The sequence below is a fragment of the Halorhabdus sp. BNX81 genome, assembly GCF_029229925.1.
Classification (GTDB): Archaea; Halobacteriota; Halobacteria; order Halobacteriales; family Haloarculaceae; genus Halorhabdus.
Window position 1 is genome coordinate 1412241 of the sequence record NZ_CP107254.1, and the last position, 24994, is coordinate 1437234.

Annotated in this window: 25 protein-coding genes, 1 tRNA gene, 1 other RNA gene and 1 pseudogene; 13 read left to right on the top strand and 15 right to left on the bottom strand. The window is 62.7% G+C overall.

Going from position 1 to position 24994, the window contains the following annotated elements; translation table 11 throughout:
* Nucleotides 1-40 precede the first annotated feature (40 nt).
* Nucleotides 41-676 (top strand): hypothetical protein, encoded by a 636-nt coding sequence (locus tag HBNXHr_RS07110; protein WP_275883687.1) that lies wholly within the window; start codon nt 41-43, stop codon nt 674-676.
* A 1-nt stretch (nt 677) separates the two neighbouring features.
* On the opposite strand, the gene HBNXHr_RS07115 is transcribed toward HBNXHr_RS07110, so the two are convergent.
* Nucleotides 678-1787, bottom strand: coding sequence for a glycosyltransferase (locus HBNXHr_RS07115; RefSeq protein WP_275883688.1), 1110 nt, complete (start codon nt 1785-1787; stop codon nt 678-680).
* A 97-nt stretch (nt 1788-1884) separates the two neighbouring features.
* On the opposite strand from HBNXHr_RS07115, the gene HBNXHr_RS07120 reads away from it, so the two are divergent.
* From HBNXHr_RS07120 to HBNXHr_RS07130, 3 genes are all read left to right on the top strand, one after another.
* Nucleotides 1885-2178, top strand: a complete 294-nt coding sequence (locus tag HBNXHr_RS07120; RefSeq protein ID WP_275883689.1) for a ribonuclease P protein component 4 — start codon at nt 1885-1887, stop codon at nt 2176-2178.
* Nucleotides 2179-2274: 96 nt separating this feature from the next.
* The gene (locus tag HBNXHr_RS07125) at nt 2275-2523 is read left to right on the top strand and encodes a YhbY family RNA-binding protein (protein ID WP_275740812.1); all 249 of its coding nucleotides are present in this window, start codon (nt 2275-2277) and stop codon (nt 2521-2523) included.
* Nucleotides 2520-3413 carry a mechanosensitive ion channel family protein gene (locus tag HBNXHr_RS07130; RefSeq protein ID WP_275881626.1) on the top strand — a complete coding sequence of 298 codons (894 nt, stop codon included), beginning with the start codon at nt 2520-2522 and terminating at the stop codon, nt 3411-3413. Before HBNXHr_RS07125 ends, HBNXHr_RS07130 begins: the two co-directional genes overlap by 4 nt.
* 35 nt (nt 3414-3448) lie before the next feature.
* Here HBNXHr_RS07130 and HBNXHr_RS07135 read toward each other — a convergent pair whose 3' ends face one another.
* The 3 genes from HBNXHr_RS07135 to HBNXHr_RS07145 all read right to left on the bottom strand — a co-directional run bounded on the left by HBNXHr_RS07135 (nt 3449) and on the right by HBNXHr_RS07145 (nt 5345).
* Nucleotides 3449-4465, bottom strand: coding sequence for an SGNH/GDSL hydrolase family protein (locus tag HBNXHr_RS07135; RefSeq protein ID WP_275881627.1), 1017 nt, complete (start codon nt 4463-4465; stop codon nt 3449-3451).
* A gap of 121 nt (nt 4466-4586) precedes the next feature.
* An RNA gene (ffs, locus tag HBNXHr_RS07140) (signal recognition particle sRNA) lies at nt 4587-4899 on the bottom strand.
* Nucleotides 4900-4961: 62 nt separating this feature from the next.
* Nucleotides 4962-5345, bottom strand: coding sequence for a hypothetical protein (locus HBNXHr_RS07145; RefSeq protein ID WP_275740817.1), 384 nt, complete (start codon nt 5343-5345; stop codon nt 4962-4964).
* An 89-nt stretch (nt 5346-5434) separates the two neighbouring features.
* Between HBNXHr_RS07145 and HBNXHr_RS07150 the strand changes: the two genes are divergently transcribed.
* A complete protein-coding gene (locus tag HBNXHr_RS07150) occupies nt 5435-5773 on the top strand; it encodes a DUF5798 family protein (protein ID WP_275740819.1) in 339 nt (112 codons plus the stop codon).
* Nucleotides 5774-5831: 58 nt separating this feature from the next.
* Here HBNXHr_RS07150 and HBNXHr_RS07155 read toward each other — a convergent pair whose 3' ends face one another.
* On the bottom strand, nt 5832-6245 hold the full coding sequence (locus HBNXHr_RS07155) for a CoA-binding protein (RefSeq protein WP_275740821.1): 414 nt from the start codon (nt 6243-6245) through the stop codon (nt 5832-5834).
* Between the two features lie 134 nt (nt 6246-6379).
* Between HBNXHr_RS07155 and HBNXHr_RS07160 the strand changes: the two genes are divergently transcribed.
* Nucleotides 6380-6454: transfer RNA gene (locus HBNXHr_RS07160), tRNA-Arg, on the top strand.
* Between the two features lie 367 nt (nt 6455-6821).
* Here the strand turns inward: HBNXHr_RS07160 and HBNXHr_RS07165 are convergent.
* A complete protein-coding gene (locus HBNXHr_RS07165) occupies nt 6822-7052 on the bottom strand; it encodes a hypothetical protein (protein WP_275881628.1) in 231 nt (76 codons plus the stop codon).
* Nucleotides 7053-7214: 162 nt separating this feature from the next.
* On the opposite strand from HBNXHr_RS07165, the gene HBNXHr_RS07170 reads away from it, so the two are divergent.
* Complete coding sequence (locus HBNXHr_RS07170; protein ID WP_275881629.1) at nt 7215-7496, top strand: TIGR00366 family protein; 282 nt, start codon at nt 7215-7217, stop codon at nt 7494-7496.
* Between the two features lie 159 nt (nt 7497-7655).
* Nucleotides 7656-8174 carry a DUF21 domain-containing protein gene (locus tag HBNXHr_RS07175; protein WP_275881630.1) on the top strand — a complete coding sequence of 173 codons (519 nt, stop codon included), beginning with the start codon at nt 7656-7658 and terminating at the stop codon, nt 8172-8174.
* Between the two features lie 6 nt (nt 8175-8180).
* On the opposite strand, the pseudogene HBNXHr_RS14315 reads toward HBNXHr_RS07175, so the two are convergent.
* From HBNXHr_RS14315 to HBNXHr_RS07185, 3 genes and pseudogenes are all read right to left on the bottom strand, one after another.
* Nucleotides 8181-8379, bottom strand: a pseudogene (locus HBNXHr_RS14315) (MFS transporter); the annotation flags it as partial.
* A 58-nt stretch (nt 8380-8437) separates the two neighbouring features.
* A complete protein-coding gene (locus HBNXHr_RS07180; RefSeq protein ID WP_345893721.1) occupies nt 8438-9304 on the bottom strand; it encodes an SDR family NAD(P)-dependent oxidoreductase in 867 nt (288 codons plus the stop codon).
* Nucleotides 9305-9381: 77 nt separating this feature from the next.
* Nucleotides 9382-10419 (bottom strand): FAD-binding oxidoreductase, encoded by a 1038-nt coding sequence (locus HBNXHr_RS07185; RefSeq protein WP_275740831.1) that lies wholly within the window; start codon nt 10417-10419, stop codon nt 9382-9384.
* A gap of 277 nt (nt 10420-10696) precedes the next feature.
* Here HBNXHr_RS07185 and HBNXHr_RS07190 point away from each other — a divergent pair, with 277 nt between their 5' ends.
* On the top strand, nt 10697-11884 hold the full coding sequence (locus HBNXHr_RS07190) for a redox-regulated ATPase YchF (RefSeq protein WP_275881632.1): 1188 nt from the start codon (nt 10697-10699) through the stop codon (nt 11882-11884).
* A gap of 36 nt (nt 11885-11920) precedes the next feature.
* On the opposite strand, the gene HBNXHr_RS07195 is transcribed toward HBNXHr_RS07190, so the two are convergent.
* The 3 genes from HBNXHr_RS07195 to HBNXHr_RS07205 form a co-directional block, all read right to left on the bottom strand.
* Nucleotides 11921-13030, bottom strand: a complete 1110-nt coding sequence (locus HBNXHr_RS07195) for a DNA topoisomerase IV subunit A (protein WP_275881633.1) — start codon at nt 13028-13030, stop codon at nt 11921-11923.
* Complete coding sequence (locus HBNXHr_RS07200) at nt 13027-15459, bottom strand: DNA topoisomerase VI subunit B (RefSeq protein ID WP_275881634.1); 2433 nt, start codon at nt 15457-15459, stop codon at nt 13027-13029. Before HBNXHr_RS07200 ends, HBNXHr_RS07195 begins: the two co-directional genes overlap by 4 nt.
* A 69-nt stretch (nt 15460-15528) precedes the next feature.
* Nucleotides 15529-16599, bottom strand: a complete 1071-nt coding sequence (locus tag HBNXHr_RS07205; protein WP_275736567.1) for a TrmB family transcriptional regulator — start codon at nt 16597-16599, stop codon at nt 15529-15531.
* 261 nt (nt 16600-16860) lie between these two features.
* Between HBNXHr_RS07205 and gyrB the strand changes: the two genes are divergently transcribed.
* Nucleotides 16861-18774 (top strand): DNA topoisomerase (ATP-hydrolyzing) subunit B, encoded by a 1914-nt coding sequence (gyrB, locus tag HBNXHr_RS07210; RefSeq protein WP_275736568.1) that lies wholly within the window; start codon nt 16861-16863, stop codon nt 18772-18774.
* Nucleotides 18771-21242, top strand: a complete 2472-nt coding sequence (gene gyrA, locus HBNXHr_RS07215; RefSeq protein ID WP_275881635.1) for a DNA gyrase subunit A — start codon at nt 18771-18773, stop codon at nt 21240-21242. The genes gyrB and gyrA overlap by 4 nt, the downstream gene beginning before the upstream one ends.
* Nucleotides 21243-21263: 21 nt before the next feature.
* On the opposite strand, the gene HBNXHr_RS07220 is transcribed toward gyrA, so the two are convergent.
* The gene (locus tag HBNXHr_RS07220; protein ID WP_275881636.1) at nt 21264-21734 is read right to left on the bottom strand and encodes a hypothetical protein; all 471 of its coding nucleotides are present in this window, start codon (nt 21732-21734) and stop codon (nt 21264-21266) included.
* Nucleotides 21735-21944: 210 nt separating this feature from the next.
* Nucleotides 21945-22523: a hypothetical protein gene (locus HBNXHr_RS07225; RefSeq protein ID WP_275881637.1), complete on the bottom strand. Its 579-nt coding sequence runs from the start codon at nt 22521-22523 to the stop codon at nt 21945-21947.
* An 86-nt stretch (nt 22524-22609) separates the two neighbouring features.
* On the opposite strand from HBNXHr_RS07225, the gene HBNXHr_RS07230 reads away from it, so the two are divergent.
* Nucleotides 22610-22897, top strand: a complete 288-nt coding sequence (locus tag HBNXHr_RS07230; protein WP_275736572.1) for a DUF211 domain-containing protein — start codon at nt 22610-22612, stop codon at nt 22895-22897.
* Between the two features lie 3 nt (nt 22898-22900).
* Nucleotides 22901-23482 (top strand): VIT1/CCC1 transporter family protein, encoded by a 582-nt coding sequence (locus HBNXHr_RS07235; protein ID WP_275736573.1) that lies wholly within the window; start codon nt 22901-22903, stop codon nt 23480-23482.
* Between the two features lie 31 nt (nt 23483-23513).
* Here HBNXHr_RS07235 and HBNXHr_RS07240 read toward each other — a convergent pair whose 3' ends face one another.
* Complete coding sequence (locus HBNXHr_RS07240) at nt 23514-24911, bottom strand: PQQ-dependent sugar dehydrogenase (RefSeq protein ID WP_275881638.1); 1398 nt, start codon at nt 24909-24911, stop codon at nt 23514-23516.
* Nucleotides 24912-24994 lie beyond the last annotated feature (83 nt).

A 24994-nucleotide genomic window follows, 5' to 3' on the forward strand; every position in this document is an offset into this window, starting at 1 on the left:
TGTCACAAAGCATTTACCGAATAAATGTGGACCTGGTGATGTGAAGCGGCGATCAGTCATCGCCGGGGCCGTGGCCGGTCTGGCTGCCGTTGGCGGCATCGGGTCGGCAGTCCTGGGTTCAGAGGCCAGCGTGGAGACGAGACGACCGGACGAGCAAAACGGAACAGTCACGCCGACGGGCGACGGGTCGACCGGTGACCAGTCGGCCACACCGTCGCGGACGCCGGCGGATAGTGTTAAACCTGGACAGGAGTCCGAATCGGAAGGTGAAGCGAATCAAACGGACACGGTCGAGTCAGATCGGATCAACGCCGGCGCGTCGATCTGTCTCTATCCGGGCGAATCCAGGGACGGGACGCTGACGGTTGATGTCGCCGAATCGTCGTTCGTTTCGGTCGGGACGGATCTCGTCACTGAGCACTTCGAGGCGACGGTGACGGGGACCGACCCGTCGCCGAACGCAACGCTGGAGTCGGACCCACCAGTCTGGAGTTGGGGCCGGGATAGGACGGTCTCGATTTCGTATACCGTGTCCGTCGGCGACGATATCGAGCCGGGAACCTACACCGTCCCGGTGTCCATCAGAGAAGAGCTATCCCTGGAAGGGGACTCGCCTGAGCGTCGAGCGGACGTCCACATTGCTGTCAGGTCACCTGACGCGGACTGTCGCCCGTAATTCACAGCAGGTCCCGATAAACGTCTTCGAGCGTGTCGACGGCGTTCTCGATGCTGATCGCCTCCCGGCTGTCGAGACATGCCTCGCCGAGTGCCTCGCGTTCGTCGAGCACGCGCTCGATTGCCTCCCGGAAGGCCCCGATGTCTCCTTGGGGATACGTGTAGCCGGTGACGCCGTCCTCGATAGTGACTGAGAGTGCGCCGCTGTCGACGCCGGCGACTGGCGTCCCGCAGGCGTTGGCCTCCAGGGCGACCAGTCCCTGGGTTTCGACGGGACTCGGGAACGCAAAGGCGTCAATGACGGAGTAAAACGCGGGCAACTCCTCGCGGGGGAGAAACCCGAGGAAGCGGACGTCGACGTCGGCCGCGGCGGCACGGGACTCGAGGTCCTCGCGGGCGGGGCCGTCGCCGCCGAAGACGACCGTAACGTCCATCCCGTCGGTGGCAGCGACGATGTCCGGCAGACACTTCTCGTAGCCGTGGCGGCCGGTGTACCCGACGATCGGCCGGTCCTCGGGCAGGTCGTATCGATCACGGAAGTCGGCCGTCTCGACGGGCTTGAACCGCTCGATGTCGACGCCGTTCGAGACCACCTCGACGGGCGTTGACACGCCAACCGATTCACGGACGTGCTCGCGTGTCCGCTCGCTCGGCGTGACCACCACGTCGGCACGATCGAAGAACCATCGTTCGTAACTCTGGGCCGTCTTGCGGATCGTCCGCTCGACGCGATCACCAAGCGAGACGTACGACGCGTATTCACTGGTCGGCGTGTGATAGGAGGCGACCAGCGGGAGATCCTGTGAACGTGCAACTCGCTTTGCACTCATTCCGAGCCCGAAGGGCGTGTGAGCGTGGACGAGGTCCATCTCGCCAACTTGGTCCGGGACCTGCGGGACGCCGATCCGGAATCCCTCGTAGAACGGAAACGGCAGGCTCCGGACCGGATACTCCCGATCGCCAGGTTCGTAGTCGTCGGCAGCGGGGTAGATGATCGGCATATCACCGCCTCGACGGTGCCAGGCGTCGCGCCAGGACTGGACCGTGTAGGTGACGCCGTTGACCGTCGGGAGATAGGTGTCGGTGAACGCGGCGACGGACGGCAGACTCATGCTGACCGTGGATTCGGCGACGAGTGATTAATGCGTTGTGACTTGTTTCGACGGCGGATCGACATCCCTAACCGCGACTCGCCGCTATCGCTAGCCAATGAGTGATGACGCAGCCATCGCCACAGAGCGGATTCAGCGGCTGCACGAAGCAGCCCGCGAGGCTGCCCGTTCCGGAAAGGACCAACGGGCTCGAAGCCACGTTCGCCGGGCGAAACGTATCGCCCAGCGCCATCGGTTGTCACTACCCGACCGGTTCGATCGATTCACGTGTGCGGACTGTGGGGCGTACTTGCTTCCCGGTCGATCGGCCCGCGTCCGCACGCAGAACGGTCACGTCGTGATCACCTGTGACTGTGGTAGCCACGCTCGCTATCCCTACGACGACCAGTAGCCGATCGTTCGTCAACGACATTTTCTGCGCCGCTGTGGTGGCTCAACCCCGGTCCAGTGCCGAAGCTTCAAACAGTCTGGGGACGAACAACGGGGTATGAGTGACGTGACACCCGAAAACGCGATGCATGACCTGGACGTGACGGTCTGGGTCGGCAAAAAGGGGCTCGACGCGGTCGTCGACGAACTCGGTGATCAGTTGCACGAACGCGGCCTGGTCAAGGTCAAGTTCTTACGTGCCGCTCGATCCGAGGGCGAACCGGCGACGCTCGCCGCGGAGCTTGCCGAGCGGACGAACGCAACGGTCGTGGACACACGGGGCCACACAACTGTTCTCAAACGATGAGCTCGATCACGTTCGTGCCGCTGGTGGGCGTCATCAGTGATCTGCTTGCCGAACAGAACGTCCCGTATGCGGGGGCGATCGGCTCGACGATCACGTTCGTCCTCGTGCTCGGGCTGGTGTCGCTTCTCGGTCGTGCCACAGTCCAGCCCATCGTCCGACGTGGCCTGCGATCACGTGGCGTGGACAAACACGCATCGATACCGATTCTGAAGCTCACGCGGGGCCTGATCGTCTTCGTTGCCGTCGCCGTCGCCTTCCAGATGGCCGGGTTCGGCAACTTCCTCACGTCGCTGGCGACCATCGCCGCCGCCGCGACGCTCGCCATCGGCTTCGCGATGCAGGACGTCATCGCGAACTTCGTCGCCGGCGTGTTCATCTTCACCGACAAACCGTTCCGGATCGGCGACTGGATCGAATGGGACGACCACTCCGGGGTCGTCGAGGACATCAGCCTCCGGGTGACTCGGATCCGCACGTTCGACAACGAACTGCTCACCGTTCCCAACTCCCACTTGACCGACGGCGTCATCAAAAACCCCGTGGCCAAAGACGAGCTTCGGATGAAGTTCACCTTCGGTATCGGCTACGACGACGACATCGACGCGGCGACTGAGATCATCATCGAGGAGGCCGAGGCACACGACGAGATCCTTGAGGATCCCGCCCCGTCGGTTCGACTCGTCGAACTTGGCGATTCCTCTGTGGGTCTGCAATCTCGGATCTGGATCTCGAATCCAAGCCGGTCGGACTTCGTGAAGATCCGCGCCGAATACGTCAAGACTGTCAAGGAACGCTTCGACGAGGCCGACATCAACATCCCGTACCCCAACCGCACGATCGGTGGTGAACTCGAACTCGCGGGCTCCGGTCCTCTCGCTACCGAGGAGTAAACGGCGTCCGCAAACGATCTGTGACAACGCGAGAATTATTTTCGGCGTTCGTCGAGGCGCGGTGCCAGCCCCGCCGCGATGGAACGCATCCCCTCGTCAGCAGGATGGAGGATGTCCCAGGTGAGTTCCGATGCGTCGAGAAGCTCCGTGCCGTCGACAAGGGAGACATTTTGGTGCGGTGAGTCTTCGACGACAGTTCCCAAGGCACTCCGGAACGCTTCGGCGCGCGCCGGATCGCCCGATTCGGTGACGTCGGCGAAGTACGGGAACAGCGTCACGCAAACGACCGGTTTCTCGGGATGGGCTTGTGCGATGGTATTGACGAAGTACTCGGCGCGCTCGCGGAACTCGGCCCTCGTGAACTCGGCGTTCGCCATGTTGACCGACAGCGCCAGCGTCGCGACGTCCCAATCCTCGCGATCGGCGATGTACTCGGCCATCGCGGGGTCCGCGTACGCCGACCCGGAACAGCCGAGGTTCACCACGTCGTAGTCGTTGGCCCGCGCGATCTGTGTGACGAAGCTCAAGTGTGCCGCGGAAGCTTTCGCCCCCTCGGTGATCGAGGTGCCGTACGCGAGATACCGCCGGTCCGGGAGTTCCGCCGCTGTCGGTGGGCGACAGTCCCCGGCGACGTCGTGGAGTGCGACGGGGACGAACCGCTCGAAGGCGATCCAGCAGACGCGCGGATCGAATCGGCCCTCGTCGACGCTGTCATCGAGTTCAGCTAATCGCTCGGGCACACCGAGCGTGAACGTCTTCGGCGTCGAATCGATCGCCTTGGCCTCCCACGGCTGAAACGACCCCCAGAAGATCCGAAGCTCCGCTCGCTCGGGAGCCGAGAGCGTGATCTCGATCTCCTCGGTGTCGTCTTCGGGGACGAACCGAATCTCGCTGTGCGTGGGATGGCGAACTCTGTGACGTGCCTCCTCGTTCAGGTCACTTCTGACTGATTCCGGGACGCGAGACAGTCGATCGCCCTGAGTTGTCCATTCCGCGTTCTCCAACTCCGCGACGTTGTGCAGCGAAACGGACGGGTACTTCTCCGTGGACATTGGGACACAGTGTGATCGATAGGGGCGAATAAATCCCTGGCTATTTCGATCGCGTGACGGCGATCCAACGGGATGGAGTTTTGGGACCCATCGCTCACTGATTGCTGAATCGGTATGAATGGAGTGGACGCCCGGGATTGCCCGGCGTTCGAGCGTGGGGAATCCCGCGTGCCTCCTCCACCCCGCGACCCTGCGAGCGGCAGGTGTCCGGGGGTCCGCTGCTCGCTTCCGCGCCTGGCGGATTGCCCCCGGTTAACGACACCGGCACGCCCCTGCAGGCGATTCAGCGTCGACCGCTACCCCCGCAGGACGAGGCTTCGACGTTGGCTAACGGGGCCCGCGCCCGTCTGCACGGACGCCCCCGGGGTTTGGCCCCCGCTGAAGACCATAGCGCGGGGAAAGAGCGGGGCCTAACCGCCCGGCCTAGTCCAGTTTACTCTTCCTCACTAACCCATAAGGGCCTTTCGGCTCGTGGATTTGCTGGCGAAACGACCGCTCACCAGATTCCCAATTCGCGAGCGTACCAGATCGCCGTGATCGGGATCGCGACCGCCGTCCCGGCGAGTGCATACCGGTGGAGCCAGGTGATCGAGAGGACGTCCGTTCGGGCGGTCACGAGCCAGAGAACGACGATCGCTGCGATCAGGATACCAAGCGCCAGTGCGACACCGGCTGCCAGTGGCGGATCCGTGCGATCTTCCCGACCCGCGGCAAAGACGATCACCGTGACCAGGGCAAATAACCCACCAAAGAGAGGATTCAGCGCCCCTGACGTATAGTACGTGCTCACCGATCCAGCGCGGAACGGAAACACCAACGCGCCCAGAAACGACAGACACGCGAGGATCCCGACGGCTGGCGCGAGACGCATTCGGTTCATAGCAGGCAGTCCGACCGCCGGTATCTTAACACCGACGCTCGTCGATCCCCACCGAAAAGCGCACAAATCCCGAGTCGCAATTGCTGGGCATGGGATTCGGAGACACGGCCAAAAAACTGCAGAAAGTCACCAGTGCGGCAGAGGATCTCTACGAAAAGATGAACCAACTCCGCGGGCAAGTCCAGTCACTCCGCGAGGAGGTCGCGACCACGAGCGAGCAAGTCGACGAGATCGAGACTGATCTCGCCGAACAACGCGCTCTGATCGAAGCCATCGCCGAAAGCCAGGGCCTCGATGTCGAGACCGTGATCGCAGATGCCGACATCGACGCCGTCGAAGAGGGTGCGGAGGTCACCGACAAAGCAGGCGACACTGATGGGAACAGGAGTGAGGCCGCCGATGTCGACGCCGAAACCAGTGACGCCTAATCAGTGAACGCCACCACCTGGCAAGTGATGCTGGGCATCGATTCGGGCCCCGGACGGATCACCCGAGCAGCCGCTGGTGTTCGACCTTCATACACCGGTCCTGAACGAATTGGCGACCCGCAGCTTCCGCCTTTCGCGCGCTCTCGTCGTGGGTGATCCCCTCCTGAAGCCAGATCACGGCGTCGTCCTCGCGGTCGAGTGCACTCTCGACGATATCGGGGACTTCCTCGCCCGGGCGGAACACGTTGACGACGTCGACCTCGTCGGGGACGGCCAGCAGGGAGTCGTACGCATCACGGCCGAAGATGGTTTCGGCGAAGGGATTGACGGGGATCACGTCGTAGCCCGCTTCCAACAGGTACTTCGGGATATCGTGAGCGGCCTTGCCGGGTGTCGATGAGCAACCCACAACTGCGATTGTCTCGCTCGTTTCGAGGATCTCGGCCATTAGCTCGTCGTCAGTGACAGGCATTGGGAATATTATGGGCATGGTATGGAAAAGCGTGGCGCAATCTGGGAAATGAGGTGGGGTCGCCGGGACGGATAGAGACATTTTTTACAGTGGGTACGTTTTGGGGTAATGCGAAGGGTCGGCCACGGCTCCGTGGGCGCTTAGCTCAGCCTGGACAGAGTACTTGGCTTCGGACCAAGCTGTCGGGGGTTCAAATCCCTCAGCGCCCGTACTTCTGTCGCTCGCAATTCGCGAGCGACGAATTCGTCATTCTGAGGGATTTGAACCCTGGCAGTCGCAGCCCGCGCAGCCGAGCGAAGCGAGGCAAGCAGGACCGTCTCCATTCGGTTCAAATCCCTCAGCGCCCGCTTGCTATCGCTCGCACGAAGGCGATCGACCTGTTCGAAATACAGAGTAGTTGAACCCCGTTCGATGAACGGCTACGGGGACCGGAATGGGAAGTATGCGCACCAATCGACCGCGACAGAGAGTTCGGCACGGATGGAAAGACCTCGCGGTTGCGTGGACCGGTCTGTCCAACCGGGGTGTCCAACCCTCACGACAGACGCAACCACTTGAACCGGTATCGGTGATTCTTCACTCCCCAGCGAGGCCGGTCAGCGGCGACGCGCCGCCGATGATCGCGGCAGCCGAAATGATCGCCGCCGACAACGTCACGAAGCCGGCGTCCGGTGACAGTCCCGCCAGCCCCGCGCCGGCGTCCACGATGAACACCGTCACGAAGAAGCTCAATATTGCGAACACCAACAGTACCAGGGCCGCGATGAGACTCGCGACCAGGCCGCCGAACGAATCGAGTATTGCCATTGGAATTTTCACTCCATCAATGTAGTCAGCCCGCGGACAGATAAATGGCCGTGCTCCGCTCGGCGGAATGCTTTTCACAGAACGTCTATCCTTTGATAGCATACGCCGATGTCCCTGCTCGATCCGATACGGCGGACTGGGGAGTAGTTCTCCGAATGGTCGTTGCGATACATTCCGGACCCATACACGATCGAAATAATACTCACGTTCCTGACGTTTCTGGGGGCGCTCGCCGCCGGGACGGGCCCGCGGGCGACCATGGAGGGGTGGGTCGACGGCGTCTGGACGCTGCTGCCGTTCATGGCGACGCTGTCGGGCATGCTGATGGCCGGCGACGCCATCGCCAAGTCGCCGGCGCTGATGATGACCGACGTCTCGCTGATCCCGGCGTCCTGGCCCGCCGAGTTACGGGAAGTCATCCCGCTGGTCGAGACGATCGGCTGACCCGGAACCTCGACTGGCACACGAAGCTCGATCGGGATCCGCAATTCATCGAGACGCTGATCGAGGACGGACGGGAGTCGGCTCGGAGGTTCCTGTCGGACCACGACGCCGGCTGACCGGCCGGCCAACGCTCTTGAGTGTGCGGAGGGATGGGTCCGTATGAGCGTCCTCTCGACACTGGTTCCCTCGGTCGTCGCCGTCGCCATCCTGCTGGGCGTCAGCGCCTTTTTCTCCAGCAGCGAATCGGCGCTGTTCTCGCTGCCCGCGGACTGGATCCAGGCCGCCGCGGCCGATGAGTCGGCGGCGAGTCTGACACTGCAGGAGTTACGCGGGAACCCACACCGGCTGCTGGTCACGCTGCTGGTCGGCAACAACCTCGTCAACATCGCGATCACGAGCATCGTCACGCTGCTGGTCGCGACGTACGTCCCGCCCGGGATCACGGTCGTGCTTTCGACGCTGGCGACGACCGTCCTCATCCTCGTCTTCGGCGAGATCGTCCCGAAGTCCTACGGACTCGGACACGCCGAAGCCTGGAGTCTGCGGGTCTCGCGCCCGATCGCCGCCGTCGAATGGATCCTGGGCCCGCTCGTCACGGTGTTCGACAGGGGGACGCGGTCGCTGACTGGCCTGCTCGGCGGCGATCAGGGGATCGAGGAGACGTACCTGGAGGACTGACGCGTCACGCCGGCGGTCGACACGGTCGGCAAGTCGGCCGAACAAGATCGATCCCGGGCCCCCGACGATCGCGGCCGTCGAGGCCAACACGCCGAGCTGGACCGGCGACGCGCCCAGTTCGACGATGTACCGCGGCACGAGAAGCGAGGCACCTCCCGAACGCCACGGAGCCCAGTCCCCATGGATACAGCCAGCGATCACTCATGTGGTGACGGCTCCGCGTGCGGCCGTCACGAGGGGGGATCGACCCGCGTCGTCGCTCGTCAGTATGTCAGACTCATCCCACCCTCGTGGGTCATGTCGCCCCCGTTGAGGTGGTTGCTGTGTTCCGAACACCCCATCACGAAGAGGTTCGCGACCTCGTAGGGTTCCATCATCTCCTTGACGCGGGTGCGTTCGAGCATGACGTTCTCGACGACCTCCTTGACGGTCATTCCGCGTCGGTCGGCGGTGTCGGGGAGTTGCTTCGCGACGAGTGCGGTCTTGACGTAGGCCGTACTGACCGAAAAGGCCCGGACCTGCCCCTCGCCCTCGGCGGCGATCGACTGGGTCAGTCCACGGAGGCCGAACTTGATGGTGTTGTAGGCCACTTTGTCCCGGGTGACGATGTGACCGTGGACCGAGCACATGTTGCCCACGACGCCGCGGCCGTCGTCGTTCGCTCTGAAGTGCGGGAGACAGTGTTTGCTCAGCACGAGCGGCGCGCGCTGCATCACGTCGTGCATCAGGTCGTACTTCTCGATCGGGAACGCCTCGATGGGGGCGACGGTCTGGATCCCCGCGTTGTTGATCAGGTACCGGAGCGATCCGTGCTCGCCCGCCCGATCGACGATCCGTTCGAGCGCGTCGTCGTCGGCCAGGTCCCCGGCGACGGTGACGACTTCCCCCGGAAGATCCATGGCAGCCGCTTTTGATCGCGTGTCCGCGAGTCCCGCTTCGTCCCGGTCAGTGGCGACAACGGTCAGGCCGTTCGCCGCGAACGCGTGGGCGGTCGCGCGCCCGATCCCCGCCCCGCCACCCGTGACGATGGCGACGTTCTCGGGGGCGTAGTTCGGATCGTCGATCTCCAGGAAATCCGCCCGAGTCGTCTCGCTGGGCCCGTACTTCTCCAGGGCTTCGTCGGCAGTCATGTCAGCCATGGTGGTTTCGACGGGTGCGGAACAGATAATAGCTCGTCCGCCACCGGCGAGTGAACGCTCCGGCTCCGCTACCCGAACCCTTCGGCTTCGATCCGGGTTTGGGGGACACCGAGCTCTTCGACCACCCTGACGAGTCCATACACCATCGCGTTGATTCCGCAGGCGTAGACGTCCATGGTGGACGGATCGAGTCGGGCATCGACACCAGACCGCGGTCGTTTCCGGAGCCAGCCTTCGAGCGGCTTGCCGAGCCCTGCCGTCACGACCGACGGATCGACATGTTTGAGCAGGCTGTGCTGGACGAACTCCGTCTCCCCGTCCCAGTCGGCCAGTAGCGGCTCGAAGACGAGACACGGCACGAAGTGAAAGTTCTCGTGCGTTCGATCGAGTTCGCGGAGCTCCTCGCGGTATGGCAGATCGTCGTCCCAGTCGGCCCCGAGGAACAGCCAGATGTCACGCTTCTCCCCGGCGTACTCATCGCGCCCAGTCTCGAAGATGTAGTCGATCATGCTCTTCAGCGGGGCGACACCCGTGCCGGTCGCGACGAACACCGTGTCCCGCGGCGAGTGATCGCCGAGGACGAGTTCGCCGTACGGGCCGCGGATGGTGACCGAATCGCCGGGTGAGAGGTCGTCACAGATCCGCGGCGACAGCCGGCCGCCCGGGACGCGCCGGACACAGATCTCGAGGTCCTCGCGCGTCGGCGAGCCCGACAGCGAGTAGGCCCGTGGGATGCCGTCGTACTGAAAGCCGACGTACTGTCCCGCGACGAAATCTACGTCCTCGTCGGTCTCGAACCGGACGCGCGTGAGCATCGGCGTCGGTCGATGATAGCGCCTCGACAACGTCGTCACGGTTCGAGCCACGTCCGCATGCCCGTCCTCGACAAGCCGTTCGGACAACTTGTCCCACGTTTCTGGATCGTCGAGCGAACCGTACGTACCTCCGAGCCCTGCCGTTTCGAGTTGTCGGGTGACGGCGTCCTCGACGTCCGAGCGGCGGTCGGCGTCCATCGCGACGACATCGGTGATCCGGGCCAACTCGGTCACCAGCGGGAGGTCCGCGATGGAATCGTGCTGTGACGCATGTTCACGAACGCCTGTCATTTCGATAAGGATACAGCCCGACGTCGAAAGTCCTTGTGCCTCGATGGCGGAAATCCGACATCCCCCGGGCAAGTGGCCAGTGTGGGCCACCGACGGAACGCCTACCGCCAAATGACGCCGTTGGACGACCGGCGAGCCATCGCTTCACTCATGCCCGGATGGATGGGGCCGCGTGGGCTGGCCGAGTGCGTCCTGACGGCCACCCCATGTGTGGTACTTACACCCGCTGTCCCGTCGATTGAGAACGCTTTAGCCGCCCATGGCCCGCTAGTCGCCAATGAGCTACAAGATCGGTCTCGTGGGCAAACCCTCGGTGGGGAAGTCCACGTTCTTCAATGCGGCGACGATGAACGACGTGCCGGAGGGGGCCTATCCGTTCACGACGATCGACCCCTCGGTCGGCGAGGCGTACGTCCGGGTCGAGTGTGCAGCCCCCGAATTCGGCCACACCTGCACGCCGAATCACGGCTACTGTGACGATGGCGTCCGCTTCGTCCCGACGAAGCTGGTTGACGTCGCGGGGCTCGTCCCCGGCGCTCACGAGGGCAAGGGGCTCGGCAATCAGTTCCTCTCGGACCTGAACGAGGCGGACGTCCTGATCCACGTCGTCGATTTCACCGGCGAGACGGATCTGGAAGGCGAACCGACGACGGATCACGACCCACGCGCGGACATCGACTTCCTGGAGAACGAACTCGACATGTGGTATGTCGATGTCTTCGAGAAGGGGATCGAGCGCCACCAGACGGGGTATAATGGCGCAGATGGGGACATCGAGGCCGACCTCGCCGAACAGCTCTCGGCGTTCGGGATCGGTGAAGACGAGATCAAGCAGGTCATCCTCGCCGAAGAGTTAGAACTCGATCCCGACACGTGGGACGAAGCCGATCGGCAAGCTCTGGCCCGCGAGATCCGGATGCGGACCAAGCCAATCGTCATCGCGGCCAACAAGATGGACACCGAGGCCGCACAGGACAACTGGGACGCGGTGACGAGCGATCCCGACTACGAGCACCTGACGTTCGTACCTGTCTCGGCCCATGCCGAAAAGGCGTTGAAGAACGGCAACGAACAGGGTGTGCTGGACTACCGGCCCGGTGACGAGGACTTCGAAGTGACGGCTGACCTCCCCGAGGCAAAAGCAGCGGGCCTCGAAGAGATCCGCGAGTTCATCGGAGCCTACGGCGGGACAGGTGTCCAGGACGTCATCGAAACGGCGCTGTTCGAAGTGTTAGACGCGATCGCCGTCTTCCCTGGCGCGCGCAAGCCACAGGACGACGGCACCTTTTTGCAGGACTGTTTCGTCCTCCCCGACGGCTCGACGGCAGAGGACTTCGCGTATTTCCTGCATACCGACATCGGCGAGGGCTTTCTTCACGCTCACGACGTCCGTTCGGAGCGTCAGGTCGGCGCGGAGACGGAACTCGATCACCGTGACGTCGTCGAGATCACGACGACGAACTGAGGCGACGTGCCGACTGCCGGAAGACGGCTATATTCGCTACAGAATACCCATCGCTTCGAGACGCTCGGGTAGATACGTATCAGTCACGAAGTCGAGGCCGTAGGAGGCCAGGGCCTGCTGTTCGGACTTCTTGTCGATGTCGAGCTGGAGTTCGATCTGTTCCTCCCAGTAATCGGTCTGGAAGCGGGGGTCTTCGAGTTCTGATTCGAGGGCGTTGACGTCCGAATCCGCGAGGGGGTCGGTCGGGAGGTCGTACTCGACGATGTCCTCGGGCTGGACGCCGATGAACTGCGCTTCCGGCGTCGCGAGGTACTTCGAGAGGTGGGCGGATTTGATCGACCCGTAGGCGACCGATCCGTAGATCCGGTAGGACCACGGGTCACCGTCAGTGAACACCGTCACCGGCAGATCAAGTTCGTCGTGGAGTCGCTTGGTCAGCCGGCGGGTCGCACGGGCAGGCTGGCCGCCCAGATGGACCACGAGGGCGTTGTACTCGTCGTCGAAGCCGTTCTCGACGAGTCGATCGCGCATACCACCGGTCTCGACACAGAGGACGAAGTCGGCGTCGTTGTCAAGGAACTCGATGGTGTCGGGGTCGTTCGGGATCTGATAGCCGCCCTGGCCCACGTCGTCCTGGCAGTGGATCTCCCGATCCCCGCGGTTGGTTTGCTCCCGAAGTCGCAACGGGCCCATCACCTTCGCGCCGGACTCCTCGGGACGCATATGGAACTCCTCACGGCGCACGTCCGAGACGATTTCCAAGTCCTCGATGATCTGATTTGACTCGTCCTGGCTGTTGAACTGCGCCTCGTCGAGGTCCCAGGATTCGCTGAGGTAGTACAGTTCACGCAGCGTCGAAGAGCGGTCTTCTTCGAGTTGATTCGCGAGGAAGTCGATCGAATAGATGACCTTCAGGAGCTTCTGTGCCCCCCGAACGCTGTTGGCCGAGCGTGTACTCTTCCGATCGCCGTAGACCCAGACTTTCTGTTCGGGGTCGTACTCGATGTTGGTCTTCGTCCGGGTCGGGACGTCCATGTGGGGCACGTCACCGCGGTCGAACTGGTCGTAGAACTGTGCCGCCAGCTCGATCAACCGCTCGCGGGCGTCCCCGTCGGTTCCGTCGGTTCCGTCTGTGTCCGTGCTCATTGTTCACCGTCCACTGTGAGTTTCTCCTCGGCGATACCCTCGACCGAAATGTCGAACGCTGCGTCCTCGCTGACCTCGTAGGTCAGAACCGCCTCGTCGCCACTCGAAACGGTCGGCGACCACTTGATGAACCACTCGCCGTCCATCTCGACGACGCGGGCCTCGTCACCGTCGGCATCGACGCTCACCGGCTCGGCGGTCACGATCTCCGTGATCTCGACGTCGGCGTTCGTGCTGTCGTTGTTCTCGACGACAAGACTGACTGTCCCGTCCTCGCGCTCCCGCTCGAGGAGGACGTTGTTCATGATCCGGGCCAGCGAATCGTCGATGTTCAACTCTGCGCGCCCGGTCACCGCAGTCAGCTTCGTCGCCATCTCCGGGAGGATCGTCCCGAGTTTGTCCTGCTTTTCGCGGCGCTGACGACGCGACCGCCGCTCGTTGAGGAACGACTTGAGTTCGCGGGCCGCCTCCCGGATCGCGAGTTCGATCTCGTCTTCGATCTCGGGGATGTTGGCGATGGCGTCCTTCGATTCGCTCGTGAAGGGGACGTTCGTCGAGGCGACGTGGACCATCACGACGGCCGGCCCGCTGGGAATGCCGCTGCCGCCCGGCTGGTCGAGCCCGTAGTTGCGCCAGTTGATCGTCTTGACGACGTCCGTCGTCGCACACGCCCCACGCTGGTAGACCAGCGGGACGCGGTTCGCGAATCGCATTACGTCGACCGGCCCCCCTTCCTCAAGTTCGCCGCCATAGGCGATCCCGGCCTCGACGATGAACGGATCGCCGCCGTGGACAGAGGCGTCCCGCGTGGATGCGGCGTAGAAGTCGGCATCGAACTCCTTGCGGAGCCCTTCCTCGACGAGCCGCTCGGAGATCGGGGCGAGACAGCCGGTCGGCGGCGCGATGATCTCGGTCTCACGCATCGCTTCTAAGAGTTCGGCGGCCGCGTCGCGGTCGTCGGCAAGGGTCGCGACGTTCGGCACGTCGTCAGGGACCGTCGCCATCACGCTCCAAACCGCTTCGACAACGTTCTCGCGGGCGGTTTCACCGATCGTCGCGTCGTCGTACTCCTCGGTGTTTTCGGCGGCTCGCTCGACGTACTCGGCGAGCTGCTCGCGGGTGCAACGGTGGCGGTCATCCCTATCGGCGAACTTCGAGGCGATGCGGTCGGCCAGCCCTTCGATCGTCGCGTCGTCTTTTCGTTTGCTGGTGGCTTCGTCGACCAGGCCATAGAGGTCCGAGGCCAGCGTCTCGCGCTGATCGCCCTCGTCCGTGTCCCCGACGATCTGGGCCCAGGCTGCCGCCGTGGCTTTCTCCCGGACGGTGCTGCCGAACGTCGTCCCGAAGCCCTCGGCGGCGGTTTCGGCTGCCTCGTCGACGATCGTACGGAGCTGGTGATGGGCGATCCGTTCGCGACCATCGACGGCGTCGGCCACCTCACGGGCGAAGGATTTGGTGGCGTCTTTACCCTTGTTGGCGACGGCAGCCCTGACGGCCACCTCGACGTCACCTTCGTGAACCTGTGGTGGCTGCCAGGCCATCTCGCGGCCGAAGTGCCGATCCCGGAAGTTGTCGAGGATCTTGTCCGACGTCTTCCCACCCACGCGGGTGAACTCCCCCTGCAAGAAGCCGGACACGGAATACGAATCGGTGGCATCGAGCATCTTGAGTACCGTCCCGAGTTCGACGCCGTGGGGGTGGGGACGGATCTCTTCGGTCTCGGCCGGGAGATCCGCGCCCTCGACGCGCTCGAACTTCGCCGGCTCGGCCATGTTCGGTTCGTGGAACTCGATACGGGCATGTGGATTAACCACGGCCGTGTGCTTGATGTAATCGTGCAGTTGCTGGCGCGCCCGGAGATTAGCTTCCAGTTCGAGTTCGATTCGCGTCCCGTGGGGGCGATCCCAGGCCGTCGTCTCGTCGACGTCGATCTCGGGCTCGTTGGTGTCGGTGTCGATGATCAACTCGAAGTAGTGGGCCTCCTCGCTGCCCTTCGTCCGGGAGGTGATCTTGGCGGGCTTGCCGGACGTCAACTGCGAATAGAGGACGGCTGCGGAGATTCCGATCCCCTGCTGACCGCGATTCTGCTCCCGTTTGTGAAACCGGCTGCCGTACAGCAGCTTCCCGAAGACTTTGGGGAGTTGTTCGCGCGTGATCCCCGGACCGTTGTCCTCGATGACCAGCCGGTAGTACTCGCCGACGTCCTCGATTTCGACGTAGACGTCGGGGAAGATATCGGCCTCCTCGCAGGCGTCGAGGCTGTTGTCGACACCTTCTTTGACGGCCGTGACGAGTGCGCGGGCTCCCGAGTCGAACCCGAGCATGTGCTTGTTTTTCTCGAAGAACTCGGCGATGGAGATCTGGCGCTGACTTGCGGCCAGTTCCTCGGCGATCCCCTCTTCGCCGAGCGTTGACTGCATCGATGGCATTCTCTATCAAATCAGGGACCGCGGTCGGGTTAAAGCCTTCCGGGTGGTCGATGGCTCGGCCGTTGGCGCTCACTCAGCGGCCTCGAGTGTGACCGTCCTGGCGGCGTATTCCTCCAAGAAGGCTCCGTGGCCGCCGACCGTCGTCCGTCCCTCATCGGTCTCCAGCACGAGCGTGTGTTCGATCGGGAACTCGTTCGTAATCGGGTCGACGACCCCCTGACGGGTCGCGACGACCCGGCCGGTGACCGTTTCGGTGTCCGTCTCGGAAGCGGCCGGCGTCGCTTCGACCCGGGCAGTAATCGCAGTGTCATTTCGCAGGTGCAGCGTCGCCTGGAAAACGGCCTGTTCGATGCTCTCGTAGGTCCCCGGCAGCGACGCAGCATCGATCACGTACTGTTGGTCGGCGCTCGACCAGAAGTTCGCCAGGAACGATCCGAACAGCGTCGGGACGATCCGGTCCTGTACCAGCGAGATCGCGCGCTCGTCGCTGTTTGCGACCGTCATCATCTCCGAAGACGAGATGATGCCGAGTTCGTGATCGACGGCCAACATGACCGGAATCGGGACGTTCCAGCTCCGAACGACACTCGCGATCGGGCGATCGTACTCGGTGAAGTCAGCTGGGTCCGAGTCGACGTCAGTTACCAACAGGAGGACGAACACGCCGCGGTCGACGGCAGCCTGTAACTCCTCGACGACTTGGGGGAGCGTCGAATACGGGATCGAGAGTGCAACACGTTGCTCGGCGTCGTCGATGTACTCGCCGATGCGTTTGACCACTGTGACCCGGGACTTGATGACGTCGAAGCGCTGTGGGCGTGTCTCGGCTTCCGAAAAGCGGCGTTCGAGTGCCGGTTCGATTTCGTCGAGGCGATTCGAGAGGATCTCGATGACGTCTTCCGGTCGCTTGGCACGGATCTTCGTCGGGACGACGTGGTCGTTGACCTCGACGAATCCCTGATCTTCGAGTTCCTCACACACGCTGTAGACGTATCGCTTGGAAACGCCGGTCGCGTCGGCGATCGTACTCGCCTTTGCCTCTCCGTGTTCGAGGACAGCCAGATACGTCTGGATTTCGGTATCCGAGAGCCCGAAGTGTTCTAACTGCCGGGCAAGCGCCGAATCGTCGTTTTCGCTCATGCTTGGCCCTCGGAGGGGAACGGTCCACTTGATCGACGGTATCCTACCCGACCCGTCCCACGACCCACCGGGAGATTGAAGACGGTTGCCACTGATCTGTTAGTCAGTAGCCCACCACACTGTTCGTTTGCCATGTTGGTACCTACTTTCGGCGCCGATCGTATAAATTGTTTGTATCATTTCTTCCCAAATCCACCGCACATGCCCGCGCGCACGTGAAATTTAAGACCCCCCAGACGTAACTTCCCATCAAGGTTTTTTATGAGCGACGACAACGCCTACGGAGCCGGCCAGATTCAGGTGCTGGAGGGGTTACAAGCCGTCCAGAAGCGACCGGCAATGTATATCGGCTCTACCGATACCAGGGGATTGCATCACCTCGTCTACGAGGTAGTCGACAACGCCATCGACGAGGCGCTCGCGGGACACTGTGACCACATCGAGGTCACGATCCACGACGATGGCTCTGTCTCCGTGAGCGACGACGGTCGGGGGATTCCGATCGATATTCACGACGAGTACGACCGGCCGGCCGTCGAAGTCATCATGACGGTGTTACACGCCGGCGGGAAGTTCGACAACAAGTCCTACCAGGTTTCGGGGGGGCTTCACGGCGTCGGCGTCTCGGTCGTCAACGCCCTCTCGGAGAAACTCGAGGTCGAGGTGAGCCGGGAGGGGGGCGTCTGGAAGCAGACCTTCGACCACGGCGCGCCCGCGGACGACCTCACGGAGGTCAGTTCGCTGGACGACCCCGATGAAACGGGCACGACGATCAGGTTTTGGCCCGACGGGGAAATCTTCGAGACGACCGACTTCCAGTTCTCGACGCTCGCGAACCGCCTCCGGGAACTCGCCTTCCTCAACTCCGGGGTCGAGATTACGCTCGCCGACGAGCGCGAGGGGACTGCGGAAACGTTCAAATACGAGGGCGGAATCCGGGAGTTCGTCGAGTACTTGAACGAGACCAAGGACCCGCTACACGACGAGGTTGTGTACTTCGAAGACGAGGACCAGGACATCCAGGTCGAGGTGGCCCTCCAGGCGACCACCGAGTTGCAGGGTTCGATCCACGCCTTCGCGAACAATATCAACACCCGCGAGGGTGGGACTCACCTCACCGGGTTCAAAACCGCGTTGACCCGGGTCGTCAACGATTACGCCACCAGCAACGACCTCCTCTCTGATCTTGAGGAGACACTCAAGGGCGAGGACATCCGAGAGGGACTGACGGCAGTCATCTCGATCAAACACCCCGATCCCCAGTTCGAAGGCCAGACCAAGACCAAACTCGGCAACAGCGAGGTTCGGGGCGTCGTCGAGAGTGCGATGCACCAGAACATCGGGACGTACTTCGAGGAGAACCCCGACGTCGCCCAGGCGATCGTTCGGAAGGCCGTCGAGGCCGCCAAGGCCCGCAAAGCCGCACAGAAAGCCGAGGAACTAACCCGCCGAAAAAGCGCCCTGGAGTCGACGGCGCTGCCGGGCAAGCTGGCCGACTGCCAGACGAAAGATCCCAGCCGGGCGGAGCTGTTTATCGCCGAAGGGGACAGCGCGGGCGGGAGCGCAAAGCAGGCTCGCGATCCCGACTTCCAGGCCGTCCTGCCGATCCGCGGGAAGATCCTCAACGTCGAGAAACACCGTCTCGACCGGATCTTGGAGAACGATCAGATCCGGAATATCATCACCGCGCTGGGTACCGGCGTCGGCGACGAGTTCGACCACGACGAGTTGCGATACGAGAAGATCATCTTCGCCACTGACGCCGACGTCGACGGCGCACATATTCGAACGTTGCTTCTCACGTTCTTCTATCGCCACATGCGACCGTTGCTCGAAGGCGGCAACATCTACGCGGCTCGGCCGCCGCTCTATCGGATCCGGTACCGTGGGGAAACCTACGACGCGATGACGGATGCCGAACGGGACGAGATCATCGAGGAGAAATGCAACGGCAATCCGACACAGATCCAGCGGTTCAAGGGGCTGGGCGAGATGAATCCCCAGCAGCTCTGGGATACGACGATGAACCCGGAGAATCGCTTCCTCAAGCAGATCACCATCGACGACGCCGCGGCCGCCGACAAGATGTTCTCGGTGTTGATGGGTGACGCCGTCGAACCGCGCAAGCAGTTCATCAAAGAGCACTCGCCGGAAGCCGAATGGGTCGACATATGAGTTCAGACGTACCAGAAGGTCCGGACGTGAGTGCCGACGCCGCACGCGTCGAACACGTCCGGATCGAAGACGAGATGGAGCAGAGTTACATCGACTACGCGATGAGCGTCATCGCCGGACGCGCCCTCCCGGACGTCCGTGACGGCCTCAAACCCGTCCATCGGCGCATCCTCTATGCGATGCACGAGATGGGTGTCTCCTCGGGGTCGTCTCACCGCAAGTCCTCGTCAGTTGTCGGCGAAGTGATGGGTGACTATCACCCGCATGGGGACAGCGCGATCTACGACACCCTGGTGCGGATGGCCCAGGACTTCTCGATGCGGTACCCGCTGATCGACGGGCAAGGGAACTTCGGGTCGATGGACGGTGACCCGGCCGCAGCGATGCGGTACACTGAGGCCAGGATGGCACCGATCGCCGAGGAACTGCTCGCGGATATCGAGAAAGACACGGTCGACTTCCAGGCTAACTACGACGACCGCCTCGAAGAGCCCGAAGTGTTGCCGTCGGCGTTCCCGAACCTGCTGGTCAACGGTTCCTCCGGGATCGCGGTCGGGATGTCCACGAACATCCCGCCGCACAATCTCGGCGAAGTCATCGACGCGACGATCCACCTGATCGACAATCCCGATGCCGAGGTTGCCGACCTCATGGAGTACGTCAAGGGGCCGGACTTCCCGACCGGCGCGAACATCGTCGGGAAGAACGCGATCCACTCGGCCTACGCCACGGGCCGGGGTCGACTGACCGTTCGCGCCGAGTACGAGTTCGAGGAGACGGATTCGGGCCGCCCCCGGATCGTGATCACGGAGATCCCCTTCCAGGAGAACAAAGCCCGCATGGTCGAGCGGATCGCCGACGACGTCAACGAGGGGATCATCGAGGGCGTCTCGGACCTCCGTGACGAGTCTGACCGCAACGGGGTCCGGATCGTCATCGAGTGCAAGCGCGGGGCGAACGTCGATGTCGTCGAGAACCAACTGCTTGATCACCACCTCGAATCGACTTTTGGCGTCATCAACCTCGCCTTAGTCGACGGCGAGCCCCGCGTGCTCACCTTAAAGGAGACCTTGGAGGAATACGTCGCCCACCGGAAGGAAGTCGTCCGTCGGCGCTCGGAGTTCGACCTCGCGGAAGCCGAGGACCGCGCGCACATCCTCGAAGGCCGACTGAAAGCCCTCGGGAACGTCGACAGCGTCGTCGATCTGATCCGGGACTCCGAAGATCGCGACGAGGCCAAGGCCGCGCTCGAAGAAACGTTCGACTTCTCGACGGAACAGGCCCAGCACATCGTCCGGATGCAACTCGGCAGCCTCACCTCGATGGAAACCGCCGAGGTCGAAGAAGAGTACGAGGAAGTCCAGGCCGAGATCGAACGGTTAGAGACGATCCTGAACGACGAAAGCGAGTTGCTCGACGTCATCAAGGACGAACTCCGGGCCGTCGCCGAGGAGTACGACGACGACCGCCGGACGAGCATCGTCGAGGACGACGGCACGGTCACCCGTGAGGACCTCATCCCGGAAGAGGAGTGTCTGGTCGTCGTCACCGAGGACGACTACATCAAGCGCATGCCTGCGGACCGCTTCGACGCCCAGCACCGCGGCGGAAAGGGTATCATCGGTGCCGATCCCAAGGAGGGCGACCGTGTCTCGACGGTCTTCCGCGCGAACACGCACGACTATCTGCTCGCCTTCACGAACCACGGCCAGGTCTACCGATTACGGACCTACGAGATCCCGGAAATGTCCCGGACTGCGCGCGGGAAATCCGCCGTCAATCTCATCGACTTCGACGACGGTGAAGAGATCACCGCTGTCGTCAGTATGGACGAGATCGACGACGACGAGTGCATCACGATGGTGACCCGCCAGGGATACGTCAAGCGGACCTGCTGTTCGGCGTTCGAGAACATCCTCTCGACGGGCATCATCGCCGCAAAGCTCGAAGACGGCGACGAACTCATCGACGCTGTCGTGACCGACGGTGACAGCGACCTCGTGATCGCCACCGCAGACGGGATGACGATCCGGTTCGACGAGACCGAGGCCCGCCAGATGGGTCGGACGGCCCGTGGGGTCCGGGGGATCGATCTGGAGGACGGCGACAGCGTTGCCGGATTGGTTGCAACCGACGAAAGCGACGAGCAAGCACTGCTGACGGTCACCGAGCGCGGGTACGGCAAGCGAACGCCCCTCTCGGAGTATCGCACGCAATCTCGGTACGGCAAAGGACTCATCGACATCAAGACCGGTGATCGGAATGGGTCGGTCACGGCCGTCAACGCCGTTTCCGACGACGATCACCTGATCGTCATGAGTGCCGCCGGACAGATCATGCGGTGTCCGGTCGAAGACGTCTCGACGGTCGGCCGGAACACGATGGGCGTCACGATCATGGACGTCGCCGCCGAGGACACCGTCGCGAGCGTCGATGTGATTCCAGGGACAGTGATCGAGGACACGTAGCGATCCCCTGGGTGAATGTTCTCAGTGGAGGGGCGGATTGTATTCGTGTGGGACGAGCATCCGTCGAAGGTTCGTCCCGACTGCACTCCCGATCATGCCCAATATGCCACTCACCGGGATCCACCCGATCCCACGAAGCGAAAACAGCCAGACAGCATTGGTCACACTCGTCCCGAGCTCTCCGAGTGCTACTCCGAGACTGTCAAGCCCGATGAGGAGGATCAAAAGCACCACGCTCCCGACCCAGATCATGACAGCGGCAGTGATCCCGATACGGAATCCGACCCCCCCAGCGGCGAAGGTGTTCTTTCCGAACTGAAACCCGCCAGCGAGTCCACCAACCGCCGGACTCAAGAGGGCTACATCGAATCGGCCGATAGACGCCCCGACGACAGCCGTCAGCGCCATGATCGTGAACCCCACGACCACTGGGTGCGGGTTCGTACCGAAAACGCGGGTTTGGAGGGACTGCTGTTGAGCAGGGATGCTCATATTCGTGATTCTCAAAAAAGCACTATAAATCTTTATCATTTTTGACCGTGAGAACTAGACAGAATGCGGGTACGTTCCTTCAGAGAATCGAACGAACGACTGAGTTCGATCGGACGGGTGGCAGTCGAATCGGTGTACCAACGGAGCTAGATAGTGGGTTGTCCCCGACGGACGAGCCGGGGGGTTCATCGCGGTCATTCCTTGATGGCCTCAGAAAAGCGGTGGATTGTATTTATCCGGGATCACTGCCTGCCTGACGTTGGTCCCGACAATACTTCCAATCAGTGCGATCAGCGCACTTGCCGGAATGAAGAGCATACCGAAAACGAGCAAAAATCCCATCGATATGCCGGCACTAAGTTCTTCGACGCCCGAGTCGCCTGTCGTTGCTTCGTCGACACCTGCTTCCCCCATATCCGATTCAGCCACGCCCGATTCTCCACCACCGATCCCTGACACGCCAGTCACGCCCGCGCCATCGCCGGTCGCGTCATAGACCAGCGCCCAGCTGCCACTTGCCAGCAACACTAGCCCGATGCACATGGCCAGGCTAGCGCCGATCAACCCGACACGCAATCCGAGCCCAGTCGTCGCTGTGCTGTGCTTGCCGAACAAGAACCCAGCGACGAGTCCGCCAATTCCGGACGTAGCGAACAGGAGTTCCGGATTTCCAGTACCGATACTCAAAAGCCCAATCCCCAACATCACGGCAATGCCAGCGACAACTGGTCGCCAGTTGTCGGTGAACACCCGTGAGTGGAGAGACTGAAGAAGGGCGAACAATACCATGTCAATTAATATCACTCATCTTATATAAATCTTGTCCACATTCGACCGTTTGAACTATACAGATCGACCCGCAACCGCTACAAACAATGAGTACGATCAGACGGCTGGTCATCGACCTCCTGAAACCCAACGAGATCGAGAACGTCGAGTTCGCCCGGACGATCGCCGACCTCGACGGCGTCGAGGGGGCGAACGTCTCGCTGCTGGAATCGGACAAGGACGTCCAGAACCTCAAGATCACGATCGAGGGAGAGGGGATCGACGACGGGAGCGTCACGACGGCGGTCGAGGACCTCGGCGGGACGGTTCACTCCGTCGACGAGGTCGTCTGTGGCGATCGCATGGTCGAGGAAAGCGCGACCCACCAGGACTGACCCGTGTCCTCGAGATTGGCCGACCTTCGGGAACTCTTAGAGGACGAGGACGTCCGCTCGATCTCTCGTCGATACTTCATCTCGAACGGCTTCGACGGGACGCTCACCACCATCGGCATCATCGTCGGTTCGTTCCTGGGTGGGAGCCAATCGAGCATGGAGATCGTACGGGTCGTCGCTGGCGGGACCGTCGGGCTGGCCGCCTCCGGCGTCTGGAGCGTCTGGGAGATCGAGCGCGCCGAAAAGCTCGCCGAACTCAAGGCAGTCGAGGAGAAAATGCTCACCGGACTGGAGGGAACGGAACTCCACGAACGGAAAGGCGACGCCCGGAAGGTCAACGCCGCGATGAGCGGCCTCGGCCCGACGATCGGGATGTTGCTCCCGATCATCCCGTATTTTTTCGTCGGCGTCACACTCTCGATGCTGTGGGCGACGGTCATCGGCGTGTTGATCGGCGTCTCCCTCCTGTTCGTCTTCGGGGCGTACATGGGGAACCTCTCGGAGCAGAACTGGGTCATCGCGGGGCTCCGGACCGGCCTCGTGGGTCTCGTCGTCGGCGGCATTAACATCATCCTGCCTGGCTAATCCAGGGTCCGACTCACTGTCAGTCGGACTGTTATGCCTGTGTGAGTCGGCAGACGGCCCCCGTCGAACCGACTAGCTGGCCCCGGTCACTCGTACAGACGTAGATCTCGCCGGCCCCATCGCGACCGAACGCCAGCACCAGCGAGCCGAAGCTATCATCGTCAACCGGCAGCGTCGTCGTCTCCCAGAGCCCGTCCTCCGTCGGTGTGCCGACGAACAAGGTCCCGTCAGCTTGCCAGTCGGCGAAGAGGTATCGATCACGAAGCCCAGGAATCGACTCACCCGCGTAGAACTGCCCGCCGATGACCGCGACGCCGCTGACCGGCTGCCCGCTGTGAGGGTACTCGATAACCGGATCGAGCAGGGGTTCGCCGTCCGGGGTTTCGGTCGGGCAAGCATCGGCCGACGATCCGGGCGAGAAACACTGTGTTCCCTCACGGACGTTCCAGCCGTAATTCCCGCCGTTCGTGACGTGGTTGACCTCCTCGAAGCGGCCCTGGCCGACGTCCGCCGCGTACAACTCGCCGTCGTGAAACGCCATCCGCCAGGGGTTGCGCAATCCCCAGGCGTAGTACTCGGAGCGTCCGTCCCGGCCAACGAGCGGGTTGTCAGCGGGGATCTGATACGGCTCGTCCCCGGTGTCGGTGACGTCGATCCGGAGGATGCCCCCCAGGAGATTCTCGGTGACGTCCTGTCCGTTCCCGCCCGCATTTGCATCGTACCAGTCCGAAACATGCCCGTTGCCGGTATCGTCAGCCCCGCCACCGTCGCCGACGGCGACGTAGAGGTGTTCCTCCGGCCCGAACTCGATCGCACCGGCGTTATGATTTGTCTGTGGCTCCGGGAGTTCGAGGATCCGCTGTTCGGTATCAGGCGCCGCGAGGAGTGCGTCCGTATCGAGCGTAAACGACGAGAGAGCAAACGTATGGGAGTACCCCTCAGGGGTTCCGGGTTGCGGTGGGGCACTGTAGCGGACGAACAGGCGATCGTCCGCGGGATAGTCCGGGGGCAACGCAAAGCCGAGCAGCCCCCGCTCCTCGTAGCCCGAGACGTCGACCATCCGGTCCCGGAGGTCGATCAGCGGTTCGTCCCGAACTGTCCCGCCCGAAACGACGTGGATCGTGCCGACCTGATCGGCAACGAGCAACACGTCGTCGTTCGGCAGGAACTCGACACCGACAGGTGCCGTGAATCCGTCGGCGATTTGCTCGACACCGACGCTCCCCGGCAGGGCCCCCTCTTCAGGTTCACTCGGTGCTTCGTCCGTCTCAGTCGTCGCTGTTTCGCTCGGGGTCGATGGGGTCTCGCTGGCGTCAACTGTCTCACTGGTAGTTGGCGTCTCCGATCCATCGGAACAGCCTGCAAGTCCACCCCCGATCGCTGTCATCCCCGCTGTGAGCATCTCCCGCCGAGTAAAATGTGAACTCATGACATAGTTGTCCGGCCCGATGGAAAAAACGGTTCGTGTGGCGGCAGGACGAACGCTGATCGCGAGGGGAAGGCGTTCACGAC

Excerpts from the sequence above, each read along its gene's own strand:
- HBNXHr_RS07165 (WP_275881628.1), bottom strand. The coding sequence starts at position 7,052 with ATGGCAATACTCGATTCGTTCGGCGGCCTGGTCGCGAGTCTCATCGCG.
- HBNXHr_RS07125 (WP_275740812.1), top strand. The coding sequence starts at position 2,275 with ATGAGTGACGTGACACCCGAAAACGCGATGCATGACCTGGACGTGACG.
- HBNXHr_RS07175 (WP_275881630.1), top strand. The coding sequence starts at position 7,656 with ATGAGCGTCCTCTCGACACTGGTTCCCTCGGTCGTCGCCGTCGCCATC.
- HBNXHr_RS07240 (WP_275881638.1), bottom strand. The coding sequence starts at position 24,911 with ATGAGTTCACATTTTACTCGGCGGGAGATGCTCACAGCGGGGATGACA.
- HBNXHr_RS07145 (WP_275740817.1), bottom strand. The coding sequence starts at position 5,345 with ATGAACCGAATGCGTCTCGCGCCAGCCGTCGGGATCCTCGCGTGTCTG.
- HBNXHr_RS07135 (WP_275881627.1), bottom strand. The coding sequence starts at position 4,465 with ATGTCCACGGAGAAGTACCCGTCCGTTTCGCTGCACAACGTCGCGGAG.
- HBNXHr_RS07120 (WP_275883689.1), top strand. The coding sequence starts at position 1,885 with ATGAGTGATGACGCAGCCATCGCCACAGAGCGGATTCAGCGGCTGCAC.
- HBNXHr_RS07155 (WP_275740821.1), bottom strand. The coding sequence starts at position 6,245 with ATGCCTGTCACTGACGACGAGCTAATGGCCGAGATCCTCGAAACGAGC.
- HBNXHr_RS07130 (WP_275881626.1), top strand. The coding sequence starts at position 2,520 with ATGAGCTCGATCACGTTCGTGCCGCTGGTGGGCGTCATCAGTGATCTG.
- HBNXHr_RS07115 (WP_275883688.1), bottom strand. The coding sequence starts at position 1,787 with ATGAGTCTGCCGTCCGTCGCCGCGTTCACCGACACCTATCTCCCGACG.
- HBNXHr_RS07225 (WP_275881637.1), bottom strand. The coding sequence starts at position 22,523 with ATGGTATTGTTCGCCCTTCTTCAGTCTCTCCACTCACGGGTGTTCACC.
- HBNXHr_RS07150 (WP_275740819.1), top strand. The coding sequence starts at position 5,435 with ATGGGATTCGGAGACACGGCCAAAAAACTGCAGAAAGTCACCAGTGCG.
- HBNXHr_RS07190 (WP_275881632.1), top strand. The coding sequence starts at position 10,697 with ATGAGCTACAAGATCGGTCTCGTGGGCAAACCCTCGGTGGGGAAGTCC.
- HBNXHr_RS07220 (WP_275881636.1), bottom strand. The coding sequence starts at position 21,734 with ATGAGCATCCCTGCTCAACAGCAGTCCCTCCAAACCCGCGTTTTCGGT.
- gyrA (WP_275881635.1), top strand. The coding sequence starts at position 18,771 with ATGAGTTCAGACGTACCAGAAGGTCCGGACGTGAGTGCCGACGCCGCA.
- HBNXHr_RS07230 (WP_275736572.1), top strand. The coding sequence starts at position 22,610 with ATGAGTACGATCAGACGGCTGGTCATCGACCTCCTGAAACCCAACGAG.
- HBNXHr_RS07180 (WP_345893721.1), bottom strand. The coding sequence starts at position 9,304 with ATGACTGCCGACGAAGCCCTGGAGAAGTACGGGCCCAGCGAGACGACT.
- HBNXHr_RS07200 (WP_275881634.1), bottom strand. The coding sequence starts at position 15,459 with ATGCCATCGATGCAGTCAACGCTCGGCGAAGAGGGGATCGCCGAGGAA.
- HBNXHr_RS07185 (WP_275740831.1), bottom strand. The coding sequence starts at position 10,419 with ATGACAGGCGTTCGTGAACATGCGTCACAGCACGATTCCATCGCGGAC.
- HBNXHr_RS07195 (WP_275881633.1), bottom strand. The coding sequence starts at position 13,030 with ATGAGCACGGACACAGACGGAACCGACGGAACCGACGGGGACGCCCGC.
- HBNXHr_RS07205 (WP_275736567.1), bottom strand. The coding sequence starts at position 16,599 with ATGAGCGAAAACGACGATTCGGCGCTTGCCCGGCAGTTAGAACACTTC.
- gyrB (WP_275736568.1), top strand. The coding sequence starts at position 16,861 with ATGAGCGACGACAACGCCTACGGAGCCGGCCAGATTCAGGTGCTGGAG.